The 17,495-nt window shown below is 36.0% G+C and carries 13 protein-coding genes and 1 tRNA gene; 8 read left to right on the top strand and 6 right to left on the bottom strand.

The window, feature by feature from the left end:
* Positions 1 to 116: 116 nt before the first annotated feature.
* The 5 genes from V5J73_RS13920 to V5J73_RS13900 all read right to left on the bottom strand — a co-directional run bounded on the left by V5J73_RS13920 (position 117) and on the right by V5J73_RS13900 (position 5,952).
* On the bottom strand, positions 117 to 1,070 hold the full coding sequence (locus tag V5J73_RS13920; protein ID WP_338646572.1) for a bifunctional riboflavin kinase/FAD synthetase: 954 nt from the start codon (positions 1,068 to 1,070) through the stop codon (positions 117 to 119).
* Between the two features lie 96 nt (positions 1,071 to 1,166).
* A complete protein-coding gene (locus tag V5J73_RS13915) occupies positions 1,167 to 3,209 on the bottom strand; it encodes a M43 family zinc metalloprotease (RefSeq protein ID WP_338646571.1) in 2,043 nt (680 codons plus the stop codon).
* A 150-nt stretch (positions 3,210 to 3,359) separates the two neighbouring features.
* On the bottom strand, positions 3,360 to 3,986 hold the full coding sequence (gene pth, locus V5J73_RS13910) for an aminoacyl-tRNA hydrolase (RefSeq protein WP_338646570.1): 627 nt from the start codon (positions 3,984 to 3,986) through the stop codon (positions 3,360 to 3,362).
* Positions 3,987 to 4,294: 308 nt separating this feature from the next.
* Positions 4,295 to 4,906, bottom strand: coding sequence for a 50S ribosomal protein L25/general stress protein Ctc (locus V5J73_RS13905; protein ID WP_338646569.1), 612 nt, complete (start codon positions 4,904 to 4,906; stop codon positions 4,295 to 4,297).
* Positions 4,907 to 5,010: 104 nt separating this feature from the next.
* Positions 5,011 to 5,952, bottom strand: a complete 942-nt coding sequence (locus tag V5J73_RS13900; protein ID WP_338646568.1) for a ribose-phosphate pyrophosphokinase — start codon at positions 5,950 to 5,952, stop codon at positions 5,011 to 5,013.
* Between the two features lie 291 nt (positions 5,953 to 6,243).
* On the opposite strand from V5J73_RS13900, the gene V5J73_RS13895 reads away from it, so the two are divergent.
* Positions 6,244 to 6,323 (top strand) — tRNA-Leu (locus tag V5J73_RS13895).
* A gap of 91 nt (positions 6,324 to 6,414) precedes the next feature.
* On the opposite strand, the gene V5J73_RS13890 is transcribed toward V5J73_RS13895, so the two are convergent.
* Positions 6,415 to 7,413, bottom strand: a complete 999-nt coding sequence (locus tag V5J73_RS13890) for a GntR family transcriptional regulator (protein WP_338646567.1) — start codon at positions 7,411 to 7,413, stop codon at positions 6,415 to 6,417.
* A gap of 144 nt (positions 7,414 to 7,557) precedes the next feature.
* Between V5J73_RS13890 and V5J73_RS13885 the strand changes: the two genes are divergently transcribed.
* From V5J73_RS13885 to V5J73_RS13855, 7 genes are all read left to right on the top strand, one after another.
* Positions 7,558 to 8,568, top strand: coding sequence for an aldose epimerase family protein (locus V5J73_RS13885; RefSeq protein WP_338646566.1), 1,011 nt, complete (start codon positions 7,558 to 7,560; stop codon positions 8,566 to 8,568).
* A 1-nt stretch (position 8,569) separates the two neighbouring features.
* The gene (locus tag V5J73_RS13880) at positions 8,570 to 9,670 is read left to right on the top strand and encodes a glycoside hydrolase family 53 protein (RefSeq protein WP_338646565.1); all 1,101 of its coding nucleotides are present in this window, start codon (positions 8,570 to 8,572) and stop codon (positions 9,668 to 9,670) included.
* Between the two features lie 6 nt (positions 9,671 to 9,676).
* Positions 9,677 to 10,726 carry a glycoside hydrolase family 53 protein gene (locus tag V5J73_RS13875; RefSeq protein WP_338646564.1) on the top strand — a complete coding sequence of 350 codons (1,050 nt, stop codon included), beginning with the start codon at positions 9,677 to 9,679 and terminating at the stop codon, positions 10,724 to 10,726.
* Positions 10,727 to 10,919: 193 nt separating this feature from the next.
* Positions 10,920 to 13,343, top strand: coding sequence for a DUF4982 domain-containing protein (locus V5J73_RS13870; RefSeq protein WP_338646563.1), 2,424 nt, complete (start codon positions 10,920 to 10,922; stop codon positions 13,341 to 13,343).
* Positions 13,344 to 13,396: 53 nt separating this feature from the next.
* Positions 13,397 to 14,572 carry a galactokinase gene (galK, locus tag V5J73_RS13865; protein ID WP_338646562.1) on the top strand — a complete coding sequence of 392 codons (1,176 nt, stop codon included), beginning with the start codon at positions 13,397 to 13,399 and terminating at the stop codon, positions 14,570 to 14,572.
* Between the two features lie 65 nt (positions 14,573 to 14,637).
* Positions 14,638 to 15,705: a UDP-glucose--hexose-1-phosphate uridylyltransferase gene (locus V5J73_RS13860; RefSeq protein ID WP_338646561.1), complete on the top strand. Its 1,068-nt coding sequence runs from the start codon at positions 14,638 to 14,640 to the stop codon at positions 15,703 to 15,705.
* Between the two features lie 3 nt (positions 15,706 to 15,708).
* A complete protein-coding gene (locus V5J73_RS13855; RefSeq protein WP_338646560.1) occupies positions 15,709 to 17,379 on the top strand; it encodes a sodium:solute symporter family transporter in 1,671 nt (556 codons plus the stop codon).
* The last annotated feature ends 116 nt before the right edge of the window (positions 17,380 to 17,495 follow it).

Genomic DNA, 17,495 nt, shown 5'->3' with positions numbered 1-17,495 from the left:
ATGGCCAGTTTTAAAATTAAAAAAAATACACCTTTATGATAAACAGGATATTACAATCAAATTTACAGAAAAATTGGCAATGTTTGATTAAAAACACAAAAGATTTTTAGTCAGAATTAAACTTTATTCAAGTAGCTCCATGCCGTTTTTTTGTCTATTTCAAGTTGTGCTTTTAGGAGGTTTACGGATTCAAATTTTTGTTCTGAACGAATTCTATATAGTATTGAAACACTAATTTTTTGATTGTATAAATCAGCATTAAAATCAAAATAATGAATTTCAATAGACTGTTGTTGCCCATCCACAGTAGGATTAAATCCAATGTTCATCATGCCAAAAACGGTTAGTCCATCAATTGTGCTTTTGACAATATAAACTCCATTTTGAGGAATCAGTTTGTAGTTTTCTTTGATTTTTAAGTTGGCTGTTGGAAAACCAATAGTTCTTCCTAATTGTTTGCCTTTGATTATAGTTCCAGTTAGAAAGTAATCGTAACCTAAATATTCATTGGCCAAAGCCATATTTCCTTCTAATAGTGCATTTCTTATTTTTGTAGAACTTACTGATATGTCGTTGATTTCTTGAACGGATATTTGTTCTACTTCAAAACCATATTCTTTACCAAAAGCGATAAGGTCGTCAATATTTGCCGTTCGATTTCTCCCAAATCGGTGGTCGTGGCCAATAATTATTTTTTGAATGTGAAAGCGATCTACGAGAATGGTACTTACAAACTCTTCAGCAGTTAGCCTCGAAAAAGTTTCGTCAAACGGGTGGATAACAAGGTTTTCAACACCAATTTTTTCTAGCAAATCTATTTTTTCATCTATGGTATTGAGCAGCTTTATGTCAGAATGTTCTTGCAGTACCATCCTAGGATGTGGAAAGAAAGTAAGAACCAAACTTTCATATTGCTGATTTTCAGTCTCTGATTCCGAAATGTCGGGACGCGATTGGGTTATTTTTTTCAGTATTTTTTTATGCCCAATATGTACTCCGTCAAAAGTGCCTAAGGTTAGAATCGTTTTTTTTGTGGAGCTGAAATCGTTTATAGAATAGAAAATCTTCAAAGCAAGTGTTTTATAATAATGCAAATTTAAGGTATCCAATCGATATAACTAAAAAAGGATTGAAAACTTCAATCCTTTTTAGTTCATTTCATGTTTTTATTTTTTAATAAACCGAATTGTATTTGTTTCAGATTGATTATTTGATAATTTTAAAAAATAAATACCCTGTGTTAAATTGGAAACATTCACACTAAGGTCTTGTTCTGATTCGATTTTTTTTGATTTTATTATTTGACCTAAGCTGTTTATAATAGTGTAAGCCTCTGGAGAATCCAATTTATTTTCAATAACTATGTTCAATAGATTAGACGTAGGATTTGGATAGAGATAAACTGAATTTAAGTTTTTAACCTCATTAGTTGATAGTGCATTGATGCTAAATTTTGTTGTTTCACCTCCTCCAAAAGCATCTCCTGAAGCAATAATGTCACCTCCCGGAGTATTTAAAACATAAGATCCTGCTCCGTATTCACAACAAATACCGTCACCTTGACTGTCAAATATTGAAAAAGTATAACAGTCATTACTTGGGAGGTTAAAACTAGTGGATATTAGTGCTGGAAGTGGTCCGGTTACATCATCGGTATCAGTGTAGGGTCCGCCTTCATACAATATGACTCCAGCTGTATTTGTTAGTTTCCATGTAGTTTCTGTGCCGTAGTGGTCTAGTTGTAGTGAGAAGTTTACGGTATTGGATGAATAGTTTAAACTGTTTTCAATGTTAAAATTAATTGTACTGCTGTTATTAGAGGCATTTTGGTCAGTTGTTCCATTTACGCTGATTATAGTACAGCTAAAATTATGGTTTCCAGCTGTAGTTGTTAAGCTGTTTAATGTGATGTTTTGAGATTGATTACTGGCAAGGCTTCCAGTCCAATTGTACGTTTGTAAATTTTGATTGTCAACTCCATAGCGAATAGATGCTTGAGTTAAAGTAGCGGTTCCTTTGTTTGTTATTTTTATTTGTGGCGAGAAATTGCTACTGCAGTTAATATTTAGATTTACAATCATAGTCGAGGCATCATTTGCAAAGGTTGTCCCTGGAACAAGTGCGTCAGAAGTTTTTAATGAAGCTCTACGGATAGAATTATTCATAACGGTTATCATACGTGCTTTTTGATCCGCTGTAAAAATGTTCATGCAAGCATCATTAGTATAGTCCATGTAATTTTCAACCATATCAAGCCCAGTTGATAAGGGACAGGAATCAACTCCTACTGGACATCCTTCATTTTCTTTTCCTGCATTTGGAGTGTCTGCGCAAAAATCATCTACAGTACAATCCCCATCTCCCCAAATATGTCTTAGTCCGAGCCAATGTCCTACTTCGTGCGAGGCAGTTCTGCCTTTGTCGTAATTTGCCAAATATGTTCCTCCTGGAAAGTAGCTTGATGAGCCAAAAAACGCATAACCAATAACCACGCCATCTGTATTAGCTGGGCCTTCATCAGGATTTATTCCGGGTAAGCCAGATGCGTTTGGAAATTGTGCATATCCTAAAAGATTATTCCCCGTGAATTTAACGACCCAAATATTAAGATATTTTTCAGGATCCCATTGTGTTTGAGGTTTTACAAAGGAATTAATTTCATCAGTTGACCAGCTTTCTTGTCCTAAGTCTACTCGGTTTATCCCATTGGATAAAATTCCGGATGGATCACGTTTTGCCAAAGCGAATTCAATTTCAACATCAGCTCCTACTGGATTCGTATTAAAACCCGGAGTACCTGATTTTTTTCTAAAATCCTCGTTTAACACCTGTATTTGCGAAATAACTTGTTCGTCAAATATGTTTTCTTCGGCTCCTATGATATTTCCATTATGAATGACGTGAACTACAACAGGAATTGTTATGACTGCGTTTTGTCTTAACCCTTTAGAGGTGTTTTTTATTTTTTCTTTTTCAATTATAATTTTTGGAGTAATCCATTGCTCAAATTCTGAAGTTGACAGTCTACTTGGGTTTTTGGACTTTAAATATTCTTCGTATTCTGTAGTTGCACAACGAATTAGAGAGCCTTCTTTGATTATTTTCTTTTTACCAAAAAGGATAACTTCAGTTGAATTATTTACTTGAGCAAACGAATAATTGACTGAAAAAAAAAGGGAGAGTAGGAGTATAAAAGTAATTTTTTTCATCTATCGTTTGTTAATTGCCTTTACAATTTGGGGCGTAAAGTGTTGTTTTTTCTTAGAAATTAAAAAATATTCATTAAAATTAATTATTATTATTGTCTAATACAAATTAATTTAAATCCCATTTAATTAATATTCAGTCATATACTGATTTTATTTTCCGTTAAAGGTAGTCATCGTGTTTTCTAAACCGGCTGTTCCAAATGATTTTATAATCTCTGAAGCTAGTTCTAATCGTTCCGGGAGCGCTTCTTTTTCAGTTGTATCCCATTCGCCAAGTACATAGTCTACTTGTTTTCCTTTTTTGAATTCATCGCTGATTCCAAAACGAAATCTAGTATAGTTTTGTGTATTCAAGATTAGATTGATGTTCTTTAATCCGTTGTGTCCACCATCGCTTCCTTTTGGTTTGATGCGGATGGTTCCAAAGGAAAGATTTAAGTCATCTGTGATAACAAAAATGTTTTCCAAAGGAATTTTTTCCTTGTCCATCCAGTATTGAACGGCTTTTCCGCTAAGGTTCATATATGTATTGGGTTTTAAAAGCAAAAAAGTTCTTCCTTTGAATTTGTATTCCGCTAGAGCACCCAGTTTTACGGTTTCAAAAGAAATTCCCTCTTTTCGAGCTAAAAAATCAAGTATTTTAAAACCAATATTGTGTCTTGTGTTTACATATTCGGCTCCAATGTTGCCTAATCCAACGATTAAATATTTTTTCATATTGGGAATGTTATCTTCTGTTTTTGCATTAGAAAACAGTTTATTGAACCAATTTATCATGCTGCAAAAGTAAACTTAATTCGGTTAATTATTGTACAAGTTTTAGTCGTAATTCTTTTGTTTAAATAGAACATACGTTTTAAATTGTAAAGTAGTTTTCTGTTGCATACTAAATGTCTCAGCTAGCCCCGATTGTAAGGGAAATCCTTTTTGTAAGCCTGTTGGCAGTCAAAAAGATTGTACTGCAAAGCGGGACAAAAAGTGTTGCGAAATGATATACGGCTGCTTCTAACGTATAAAAAAGTAAAAATTAAACAAAAAAAGCGCCAGTTGTATAACTGACGCTTTCTGGTATGATTGAAAAAATATTATTTTTTCTTTCCTTTTGCAGGAGCTTTTGCTGCTTTTGCTGCTTCTTGAGCTGCTTTCATAGCCGCACGAGAAATCTTCACTTGACAAATTACTGTATTGTCTGGGTGCATGATTTTGAAGTTTGGTGTAGGTACTTTTGTAACGTACAATTTGTTACCCATGTCAAGAGGAGTAATGTCAGCTTCAACAAAATCTGGAAGATCTTTAGGAAGTGCTCTTACTTTTAATTTACGGTTGTTTAAACGTAAATCTCCACCTGCCATAACTCCTTTAGAGTTACCAACGATTTTTACTGGAACTTCCATAGTGATTTCTTTGTCGTCAAAGATTTGAAAGAAGTCAATATGTAAAATCTTGTCAGACACTGGGTGAACTTGAATGTCTTGTAAAATAGCGTTAAATGATTTTCCTTTTCCAAGATCGATCTCAACTGTGTGAGCGTTTGGAGTGTAAACCAAGTTTTTGAAAGCCATAACTTCTGCTGAGAAATGAACTGCCTGATTTCCTCCGTATAATACGCAAGGAACCAATCCAGCATTACGTAGGGCTTTAGTTGCTACTTTACCCACGCTTTCTCTTTCTGATCCTTTAATTGTAATCGATTTCATTGTAAAAAAAATATAGTTATTAAATAATATTACTTGTTAATTGCTTTAAGTAGTAGAACATTAAGGATGTCGACTTTATGACTTTTGACTTTAAGACTTGGGTATTACATTATAAACTTCCCGCTAATGGAATTGTTGTGGTGCACCATGTGCATAACTTCAGCAAAAAGTGGTGCACAACTCAACACTTTTATTTTGTTTGATTCTTTCTTCAACGGAATAGAATCGGTAACTATTAATTCGCTCAATTTTGAGTTTTCTATTTTCTCGTATGCCTCACCAGATAAAATCGCGTGGGTGCAAATTGCTCGTACACTCAAAGCTCCTTTTTCGATCATTAAATCTGCGGCTTTCGCCAAAGTGCCTCCGGTATCAATCATGTCATCTACTAAGATTACATTTCTACCTTTAACTTCACCAATTAATTCCATGGTGTCAATCACATTAGCCGCTTTTCTCTGTTTGTAGCAGATAACCACATCTGAATTTAAAAATTTAGAATAGGCATAAGCTCTTTTAGAACCTCCCATATCTGGGGATGCAATAGTCAAATTATCTAAACCTAAACTTTCTACATACGGTAAAAAGATAGTTGAAGCAAAAAGATGATCCACCGGTTTTTCAAAGAATCCTTGAATTTGATCAGCATGCAAATCCATTGTCATTACTCGTGTAGCCCCAGCACTTTCTAGCAATTTAGCTGTCAGTTTTGCTCCTATCGGAACTCTTGGCTTGTCTTTTCTGTCTTGTCGCGCCCATCCAAAATAAGGAATAACCGCAGTTATATGTCTTGCCGAAGCACGTTTTGCGGCGTCAATCATTAATAACAATTCCATCAAATTATCTGCATTTGGAAAAGTCGAACAAACAATAAAAACGCGTAATCCTCTGATAGACTCTTCGTATGAAGGCTGAAATTCACCATCGCTATATTTAGACATGGTAACTTTTCCTAACGGGATTCCGTATTGCGCTGCTATTTTTTCTGCAAGATAGACACTTTGTGAACAAGCAAATATTTTAGCTTCTGGTTCTAGGTGTGACATTTAATTTGTTGTTTTATTCCGTTGCACTCCATACAGTTTGGCTATGTCATTTGTCTACAGCTTTATGTTTGTATTTGCCTCGGATGTAGTTAGTTGTGTGTGTGTTGTTTTAACGAGGTGCAAATTTATAAAATTTATTCAACTCTGAAAGGAAAAAATTAAGTATTTTTAGTAGAACATTTAATATTATTTTTTACATTTGCACCGTGTTAAAGGAATTGATGGTTGATTTAAACACAATCACATCTTTTATTGCGTTGAAATAACTGTTGTTGTTTCATGTCTAGCTAAGCCCGGATGGCGGAATTGGTAGACGCGCTGGTCTCAAACACCTGTGGGAAACCGTGCCGGTTCGACTCCGGCTCCGGGTACTTAAAAACCCCGTAATCAATTGATTACGGGGTTTTTTATTTTCTATTCGTGATTGCTCAAGTATTTTATCTAACGGATACCTATTTTCTTTTACAAAGAATTCCTAATAATCAAAGCGCTTTTATTTTCAATTTGTTCTTTTTTGCCTTTTAAAATCATCTCTGCCAACACCTTTCCCATGACTTCAAAATTTGTCGAGATGGTTGTGATTCCGTTTTCGACTACTTTTTTAAGCGGAGTTTCATTGTACGAAATAATCCCGTAATCACTGCCTAATTGTAACTTCTGAAGTTTTGCTTTTTCGATAACACGCACTAAATCCCTGTCACTCGGAATGATGTAAACTTCTCCTTTTTGTATCTCCCGATTCTTGAATTCAGTGATGATTTCATAATCGAAATCGAAGTCTTTGCAGAAATTCTCAAAACCTATTTTCATATCCAGCGGTTCGCGGAATCCCGGGAAAATCATTATCAGTTTTTCGTATTTGTTCAATTTGGATTTTCCTTTCAACAAACCATCATAAATGTCTATTACGAAATTTTGATACACTGCCGGAAACGATTTTAGGTCGGGATTAGTTTGGTCTAATATGTATACTTCATTAACTGGTAGGGTTTTTATCAATGCGGCAGCTTCGGCTAAATTGGTCGGCATGATAATGTATTTGGTGTAATTGCCGTTACTGTCATTAATCAGTTTTTGGAAAACGGGAGCATTAAAATGATGAAAGAAAATGTCTACCTGAACATTTGTGCCAATGTTCTCCAGAAATGAATTGTACAAGTCTTCCTTGAAAATATTCAATTCGTCAAAAAGTAAAAATATCCTTTGTTTTATGGTGACTTCAACGCTTTTTATATAATATCCTTTACCCGGAATGGCATAAATTATTCCTCTTTTCTTCAATTCTTCATAGGCTTGCAAAACCGTGTCTCGGGACAAGGAGAATTCGAGACAGACTTTGTTTACGGAGGGAAGTTTGTCCCCTTTTTGCAGATTTTCGTCTTCTATTGCCTTCTCTACAGAACTAATTATTTGTCTGTATTTAGGAACCCCAAGGTTGTTTTGAATCGAAATTATTTTCATGCAGCAGTGAATTTCTTGGCAATATACAAAAACTGGTAGGTACTGGTATGTTGATGATGACAATTATTTTACTTTTGGTTTTTCACATTTCATAATTAAACCATGAAAATAAAACACATATCACATTTTAAAACCAATTCTGTAATGGAATCATTTGGTTTGATGCCAGATAGGGAAGAGGTTTCTGTATGCGAACTTTCAAACAAGAATGGCATGCAAATGAAAGTGATGGGTTATGGTGCTACACTTACTTCCTTAAAAGTTCCATTAAAAAATGGAGATCTGGTAGATGTGGTTTTAGGTTTTGACACTTTAGAGACCTACATGCAGTCCTTTAATTTAGAAAGCGCGCCTTATATGGGCGCAACCGTAGGACGATTTGCCGGAAGAATAAATGAAGGTGAATTTAAACTGAACGGAAAATTAATTTCCCTCAACAAAAATAACAATGGGAATTCGCTGCATGGTGGCACTGTTGGCTTTAGCCAAAAAAATTGGAAATTAAAAAAATACAGTGAAGGAAAAAACCCTTCAGTAACTTTTACGTGTGTAAGTGCGGATGGTGAGGAGCATTTTCCTGGTGAACTGTCGGTTGATTTGACTTATATGCTCTCAGACGAGAATGAATTAATCATAGAATACATTGCCAGCACAACAGAAGATACTATTGTAAACTTAACGCACCATAGTTATTTCAATCTTGATGGCCATCAATCCAGCGTTGCAAATCAGGAAATGCGTGTTAATTCTCAACGAATATTAGAAACCACAGCTTCAGGGATTCCAACAGGACGGTTTCTTAATGTTGCTAATTGTCCTTATGATTTCACTGCGGCGAGAACCTGTCCGTCAAAAATTGACACTACTTTTATTTTAAATAAGGAAAATGAATACGCAGCATCTCTATTTAATAGTGACAAAACTTTGAAAATGTCTGTTTATACGAATCAGCCCGCAGTTCACATCTATGTTGGCGGCAATTGCTTTAATGCAATAAAGGGGAAAGAAAATGCTAGTTATCATCCCACAAGTGGCATTTGTTTTGAAACCCAAAATTTCCCTGATGTGCCCAATCATGAACATTTTCCATCTTCTGTTTTGAGAAAAGGAGAGTTATATTATCATAAAACCATTTACAAATTTCAATCTTTTTAAGATGAAAAAAAACATCCTAATTTCGGGATTTTTAACTCTTTTCGTATTTCTAATTTCCTGTTCTACTAATAATGAGACAGGTGAAAATCCAGCAGTGGAACCGCCGGTTGCCGCAGATTCTTTTATTAGAGCTGCTGATCTTTCTTTTTTACCGGAAATAGAAACATCAGGTGTGGTTTTATACAACAGTAACAACCAAGTAGAAGATATGATAACAACTCTTAAAAATACTGGTTGTAACACGGTGAGAATCCGCCTTTGGAAAAATCCAGCAAATGGACGTTCTGGAATGGCCGAAGTTAAAGCGCTTTCGCAACGCGTGAAACAAGCTGGGCTGAAAGTTTGGTTAACAGTACATTACTCGGATACTTGGGCTGATCCTGCGGTTCAAACTACGCCAGCTGAATGGAAAAATTTATCGTTTACCGATTTAAAAACGGCCGTCGCCAATTATACTTCAACAATACTCACTGAAATCAATCCGGATATTATCCAGATTGGGAACGAAATTAATAGCGGATTCCTTTGGCCACAAGGAAATTTAATCAATCAGGAAGTACAAAGTATTTCTTTATTGGCAACTGCTAGCGCAACTATTCGCGGCAAGGCACCAAACACCAAAATCATGATTCATTATGCAGGTGTGAAAGCTTCGGATACGAATTGGTTTTTTAACAAAATTAAAAGTGTAGATTACGATTACATTGGGCTGTCGTATTATCCCATTTGGCACGAAAAAGATTTAGAAGTTGTAAAAACTGCCATCAATACGTTAGGAAAAACATACAATAAAAAAGTGATTATTGCTGAAACTGCTTATCCTTTTACGTTAGGATACAATGATTGGACAAATAATATAGTGGGTTTAGATTCGCAACTCGTTTCGGGCTATCCAGCGACTCCTGATGGACAAAAAAACTTTGTTTTGGCAATAAAAACACTCGTTAAAGAGTCAGAGTACGGTTTGGGATTTGCGTATTGGGGAGGCGAATGGATTTCTTTCAAAGGCAATCAGGCTGCAAATGGCTCCACTTTTGAAAACCAGGCTTTTTATGATTTTAATAATAGAGCATTACCTGTTTTGCAAGCGTTTAATAAATAAGAAAATATGAAAAATTTACCAATGTATTTCCGATTCGTTTTGATGTCTTTAATGGTTTCAGTACTTTTTTCTTGCAGTACATCAAAAAATCTGCAATCAACAGCTAAGAATTCTTTTTCAAAAGGAGCAGATGTAGGATGGTTGCCGCAAATGGAAGCCACAGGATATAAATTTTATGATACCGATGGTACCGAAAAAGACTGTTTGCAGTTACTGAAAGATAGAGGAATGAATACTATTCGTCTAAGAGTTTGGGTCAATCCAAATGATGATAAAGCGAGTGGACATTGCAGCAAGGAAGAAACTGTTGTCATGGCTTTGCGTGCACAAAAAATGGGAATGCGCATCATGATTGATCTTCATTATAGCGATTCATGGGCTGATCCTGCTAAACAATTCAAACCAAAAGCATGGGAAAATCATACTTTTCCGGAATTAATGAAGGATGTGTATGACCATAATTTTGATGTTTTGAGTGCATTGAAATCTGCAGGAGTTACTCCTGAATGGGTTCAGGTTGGGAATGAAATTCCAGGCGGAATGATGTGGCCAGAAGGAAGCACCAAAAATTGGAATCAGTTGGCGCAATTACTCAATAAAGGCTATGAAGCAACAAAAGCCATCGATCCTAAAATCAAAGTAATTGTTCATCTTGACGAAGGAAATAACAATGAAAAATTCCGCTGGTTTTTTGATAATGCTACAGTAAATAATGTAAAGTACGATGTGATTGGATTGTCTTATTACCCTTTTTGGATCAAGAAAGATTACACGGAAACTATTTCGGATTTAGCGTATAATCTAAACGATATGGTTGCCAGATACAACAAAGAAGTGATGGTTGTGGAAGTTGGTGGTGAATATGACAAAGTACAAAACACCTATGAAATGTTAGCAGCAACAATCAAAGCGGTAAAAGCTGTGCCTAATAATAAAGGACTTGGCGTGATATATTGGGAACCGCAGGGAGAAAAAAGTTGGAGCGGTTATTCCTTGAGCGCTTGGCAATCTGACGGGAAACCAACAATGGCTTTAGACGCGTTTAAAGAATTGTAAACATATAAGTCATTTAAGTGTTTAAAATCAGTTGGCTTATGTCAAAGGTATAAGGGGAGTATAGACCGAAATTATTTTTTACAAAGCCATCAGATAGTACTTAAATGCACTAGGATTTTAACTTTAATAACTCAAATTAAAAGCTTAAATGACTTATGTGTTTCAAAAAAATAAATTCTAATTTATTATAAAAATGAAGAAATTGATATGTTTTCTTGTTGTGATTTTAGCATGTACACAAGTTGCCTTGTCTCAATCACGAGAAGTTAAAGTGCTAAAGACCAATTGGAAATTTCAAAAAGGCGATTTTGAAGCGGCGCATAAAGTAAATTTTAATGATTCGAAATGGGAATCTGTAACCGTTCCGCATGATTGGGCCATTTATGGACCTTTTGATAAAAATGTAGACATACAAAAAGTTGCCATTGTTCAAAACGGAGAAAAAGTTGCCACCGAAAAAACAGGACGAACTGGGGCTTTGCCTCATATAGGAACTGCCTGGTACCGCAATACATTCACCTTGCCTAAAGATGTAAAAGCTAAAAAAATAATTTTACTTTTTGAAGGTGCAATGAGCGAACCTCAAGTGTATTTAAACGGAAAAAAAGTTGGAGAATGGGCGTATGGCTACAGTTATTTTTATTTTGATGTTTCCCAATTTATACAAGAAGGAGCCAACACATTATCAGTAAAACTAATCAATAAAGAATTTGCATCTCGTTGGTATCCAGGTGCAGGTTTGTATCGAAATGTAAGTGTTATTATAAAAAACAACGAAAGTATTGACCAATGGGGTCAGTTTGTAACGACACCTTTTATCAGTGAAGAAGTTGCTAAAGTTAATATCAAGACTAAAGTCTCCGGCGAAAATACTCGTTTAGTCACCACTATTTTTGATGCAGAAGGACATAAACTCAATTCAGAGGAGTCAGTTGTACAATTCGGAAAAGAATTTGATCAAAATATAAAAGTAGAAAAACCTAAATTGTGGAGTCCTGAAACCCCTTATTTGTATAAAGCGGTTTCCCAATTATATGTTGGAAAAGAACTGAAAGACGAGATATCAACACGTTTTGGAATTCGGGAAATAAAATATGAGGCCAATAAAGGCTTTAGCCTAAATGGAAAGATAACCAAATTCAAAGGGGTTTGTCTGCACCACGATTTGGGTCCACTTGGAGTGGCGGTGAACAAAGCAGCGCTGCGCAGGCAAATGCAGATTTTAAAAGATATGGGGTGCAATGCCATTCGAAGTTCGCATAACATGCCGTCATTTGAACAATTAGAATTGGCTGATGAAATGGGATTTTTATTTCTGGCCGAAAGTTTTGATGAATGGGCTAAGCCAAAGGTAGAAAATGGTTACCATCGATTTTTTGAAGAATATGCCGAGAAGGATATTGTGAATTTGGTGCAAGCAACCAGAAATCATCCTTCAATAGTGATGTGGAGTTCTGGTAACGAAGTCCCTGATCAGTGGGGTGAAGAGGGAGTGAAAAGAGCCAAATGGTTGCAAGAACTATTCCATAGAGAAGATCCAACACGTCCCGTAACGGTAGGAATGGATCAAGTAAAAGCAACTATCGAGTCGGGTTTTGGCGCTTTATTAGATGTGCCAGGTTTGAATTATCGCGTGCATTTATATGACGAGGCTCAAAAAAAATTCCCTCAAGGTTTTATTTTGGGTTCCGAAACGGCTTCCACAGTAAGTTCACGTGGGATTTACAAATTTCCTGTTGTGCAGGAAAAAATGAAGCAATACCCTGATTTTCAATCTTCGTCTTATGATTTAGAAGCTTGTAGTTGGTCAAATGTTCCCGATGAAGATTTTGTGCTGCAAGATGATAAACCTTGGGTAATTGGCGAATTTGTGTGGACCGGTTTTGATTATCTAGGCGAGCCAACACCTTATGATGAAAGTTGGCCGTCTCGTAGTTCGTATTTTGGTATCAATGATTTAGCAGGTTTGCCTAAAGATCGTTTTTATTTGTACCGTAGTCGTTGGAATCCTAGTGAAAAGACCTTGCATATTTTGCCACATTGGAACTGGGAAGGTCGCGAAGGACAAACAACTCCTGTTTTTGTTTACACCAATTATAACAGTGCAGAACTTTTTATCAATGGCAAAAGCATGGGTGTGCAGAAAAAAAACAATAGCACACCGCAAAATCGCTACCGTTTGATGTGGATGGATGTAAAGTACGAGCCTGGAACGGTAAAAGTGGTGGCATTTGATGATAACGGAAAAGCAGTTGCCGAAGAGCAAATTCATACCGCTGAAAAACCGCACCGTATTGTGCTTCAAGCAGATCGTACAACAATCGCTGCTGATGGCGATGATATTTCATTTGTAACCGTACAAGTGGTTGACAAAAATGGAATTCCTTGCCCAACGGCAACAAATCAACTAAAATTTAAGGTGTCAGGAGCAGCAACTTACAGAGCTGCTTGTAATGGTGATGCTACCTCGCTTGAAATGTTTCATAAGGATTCAATGAAGCTTTTTAGCGGAAAACTGGTGGTTTTAGTACAATCAAAAGCAAGTGCTGGAACAGCCAAATTAGAGGTAAGTGGAGCAGGTTTGAAAAGCGGTTTTATCGATTTGCTTGTCAAATAATTAATCCAAGTAAAAGGCGTAGCAGGCCAATAATACAATAAAATAAGAAGTTTATGAATGATGTAGTGATACAAAAAACGAGTGCTTTTTTTCAGGAAAAATTTGGTTCGACTCCAGAAAAAGTAGTGCTTTCTCCAGGTCGAATTAATATCATCGGAGAGCATATTGATTATAATGATGGCTATGTTTTGCCCGCTGCCATTGATAAGATTATTTGCTTTGCTTTTTCCAAAAACAATTCGAACGAATCTAATATTATAGCCTTGGATTTGAATGAAGAAATGGTAGTTGACCTTACGGCAAAAGTTAGGCTGAGCGAAGTGGTTTGGACAAATTACCTTTTAGGTGTGGTCAAACAACTGCAAGATAATGGATTTAATTTCGAAGGTTTCAATTGTGTATTTAGCAGTACTATTCCGGTTGGTTCCGGTTTGTCTTCATCGGCTGCTTTAGAATGCGGATTTTTATACGGTATCAATGCGCTTTTCCAGTTGCAAATAAAACCTGTCGATATCGCGCTTATGGGCCAAAAAGCTGAGCATTGGGTTGGAATTAATTGTGGTATCATGGACCAGTTTTCGAGTGTAATGGGACTCGAAAATCAAGTGATTAAAATTGATTGTAAAACTTTAGAATTCGAATATCACAAAGCCGATTTTAATGAATATGCACTCATTTTGTTTGATTCAAATGTTAAACATTCGTTGATGACTTCAGCTTACAATCAAAGAAGACAGCAATGTGAGGAAGGTTTAGCGATTTTAAAAAATAATTTCCCCGAAATTAGTAGTTTTAGAGATTGTAGTTTGGAACAGGTGCAACAACTGCAAAATGTGATGAGTCCTAATGTTTTTAAAAGATGCTCCTTTGTGGTGAAAGAAATCCAACGCGTAGCTTTAGCTTGTGCTGCGCTAGATCAAGGTGCTATTGAAACGTTGGGGCAGCTGATGTTTGAAACGCACGCAGGATTGTCAAAAGAATACGAAGTAAGTTGTGATGAGTTAGATTACTTAGTTGATTTTGTCAAAAATGAAAAAGCAGTAGTAGGTTCTCGTTTGATGGGAGGTGGTTTTGGCGGTTGCACCATTAATTTGATTAAAAAAGGAGAAGAAGAGACAATAAAATCGAAATTAGTACAAGGTTACAAAACAGCTTTTGGAATTGACTTAAAGATTTATGATGTTAAAATCGGAAACGGAACAAGTTTATACGAAACAATTGTTTCTTAATTTTGAAAAGAACAGCTATCTAAAATTACATCTCACAGTTTGAGATTAAAATTATAACATAAAGAATGAAGAATTTTGACATAAACGAAGATCCACACAGACGCTTTAATCCATTAATTAACGAATGGGTTTTGGTGTCGCCGCATCGCTCTAAACGCCCGTGGCAAGGGCAAAATGAAACTATTGCAACTCAAGAATTACCCAAATACGATCCTACTTGTTATTTGTGTCCCGGAAACCTTCGTGCCAACGGAGAACAAAACCCAAATTATGAAAAAGCATTTGTTTTTGAGAACGACTTTGCTGCTTTAAAACAAGAAGAAATCAATTTTGAAGAAGATCAAAACGAGCGATTTTTTAAAGCCAGACCAGAAAGAGGAATTTCGAGAGTAGTTTGTTTTTCGCCTAAGCATCATTTGACCTTGCCCGAAATGGAGGTGCATGAAATTGAAAATATAATCCAAACTTGGCAACACGAGTACAAAGATCTTGGTGCTGTGCCGTACATTAATCATGTGCAGATTTTTGAAAACAAAGGCAGTGTTATGGGGTGCAGTAATCCGCATCCGCATGGGCAAATTTGGGCGCAATCGTCTTTGCCAACACAGGTAGAAAAAACGCAGGTTAGTTTAAAGAAATATTGGGACCAATACCAGAGCACCCTTTTACAAGATTATGTGCAGGAAGAGTTGCGTTCTCAGGAACGAATAGTGATAGAAAACGACAATTTTGTGGCTTTAGTTCCCTTTTGGGCAATTTGGCCGTATGAAACGATGATTATTAGTAAGCAAAATGTCAATAAAATAACTAATTTTACCAAAGCCGAAGTCGCTGATTTTGCGCTAATACTGAAACAGTTGACAACCAAATATGATAATCTTTTCGAAACTTCTTTTCCGTATTCGTCAGGAATACATCAGTCGCCAACAGATGGGGATGCGCATCAGGAATGGCATTTTCACATGCATTTTTACCCACCATTGTTGCGCTCAGCTACGGTTAAAAAATTTATGGTAGGATACGAAATGATGGGCGAATCGCAACGCGACATCACACCGGAGAAAAGCGCGGCCATTTTGAGAGCATTACCAATAATTCACTATAAAACCAACCAAAAACCAAAAACTATCTAACCAATGCAAACATTAGCAACCCAAGATTACATTGTATTTTTCTTTTACTTCATCTTAATTGTGAGTTATGGAGTTTGGATTTATCGCAAAAAGAAAAAGGAAGAAACCAGTAGTAAAGATTATTTTTTAGCCGAAGGATCACTCACATGGTGGGCCATTGGAGCTTCGTTAATTGCGAGTAACATCAGTGCCGAACAATTTATAGGAATGAGCGGTAGTGGTTTCAAGATGGGATTGGCCATTGCTACCTACGAGTGGATGGCCGCTTTTACGCTAATTATAGTCGCTATCTTTTTTATACCTGTGTACTTAAAAAATAAAATTTTTACCATGCCACAATACCTGAATCAAAGGTACAATAGTAATGTTGCGATGATTATGGCGGTATTTTGGCTGTTATTGTACGTTTTGGTAAACCTAACTTCGATCTTGTATTTAGGCGCTTTGGCAATCAGTAGTATTTCAGGTTTGAATTTGACTTTATGTATGATTTTTTTAGCGTTCTTCGCGGTAATGATTACGCTTGGCGGTATGAAAGTAATAGGTTACACTGATGTTATTCAGGTATTCTTTTTGATTTTAGGAGGATTAGTGACTACTTATTTGGCACTTAATTTAGTAGCCGAAGAGTTTGGCACAACAGGTGTTATTAATGGTTTCAATCTAATGACTACGGAGGCAAATGATCATTTTCATATGATTTTTGAAAAAACAAATCCTAATTATATGGATTTGCCTGGTTTGTCTGTACTAATTGGAGGAATGTTAATTATCAATTTGAATTATTGGGGATGTAACCAATACATCACACAAAGAGCGTTAGGCGCGGATATTAAAACTGCGCGAAACGGAATTTTATTTGCCGCATTCTTAAAATTATTAATGCCAATAATTGTGGTTTTACCAGGAATTGCAGCTTTTGTGCTGTATCAAAAAGGCTATTTTGGTTCCGAAATGCTTCAAGACGGATCTTTAAATCCAGATCGTGCGTATCCCGTTTTATTGAATTTACTTCCAGTAGGTTTAAAAGGATTGTCTTTTGCGGCACTTACAGCGGCTATTGTGGCTTCATTAGCAGGTAAGGCCAATAGTATTGCGACCATTTTTACACTAGACATTTACAAAACAAAACTAAATGTGGATGCCGATGAGAAAAAATTAGTGAACGTTGGTCAAAAGGCCATCATCGTAGCTATGCTTGTAGCTGTGGTTGTAGCGCCGTTTTTAGGAATTGATAAAAAAGGAGGATTTCAGTATATTCAAGAGTATACAGGTTTTGTAAGTCCAGGAGTTTTTGCTATGTTTATTCTTGGTTTCTTTTGGAAAAAAACAACTTCAAACGCGGCTTTGTTTGCTACTATTGGTGGTTTCTTACTATCGCTTGCTTTCAAATTTATGCCAGCTGTTGTTGATTTGTCATTTTTATATTCAACTGGGTTTGCAGTACAAAACGCAGACGGTTTGTATGAAATTCCGTTTATTGACCGCATGGGATTTGTTTTCTTGATTTGTGTGATTGGTATGGTGAGCATTAGTTTGTTTGAAACCTCAAGAGGCGTTAAAACCAATGGACTTGAAATTGATCGTACTATGTTTAAAATGAGTCCTGCGTTTACAGTAGGAATGTTGATCGTTTTGTCATTGATCGCTGCATTTTATACGATCTTTTGGTAAAAAGGTTCATGGATTAAACAAAAAAAGCAAAGGATTAAGATTTAATCTTTTGCTTTTTTTGTTTAAAAATGAATATAGAAACGAGAATTGAGTTCGGGTTTTTAAAAAGCAATTCA

The sequence above is a fragment of the Flavobacterium sp. KS-LB2 genome (assembly GCF_036895565.1).
Classification (GTDB): Bacteria; Bacteroidota; Bacteroidia; order Flavobacteriales; family Flavobacteriaceae; genus Flavobacterium.
The sequence above is the reverse complement of the archived record's forward strand: the minus strand, read 5'-3'. Positions and strand labels throughout refer to the sequence as shown.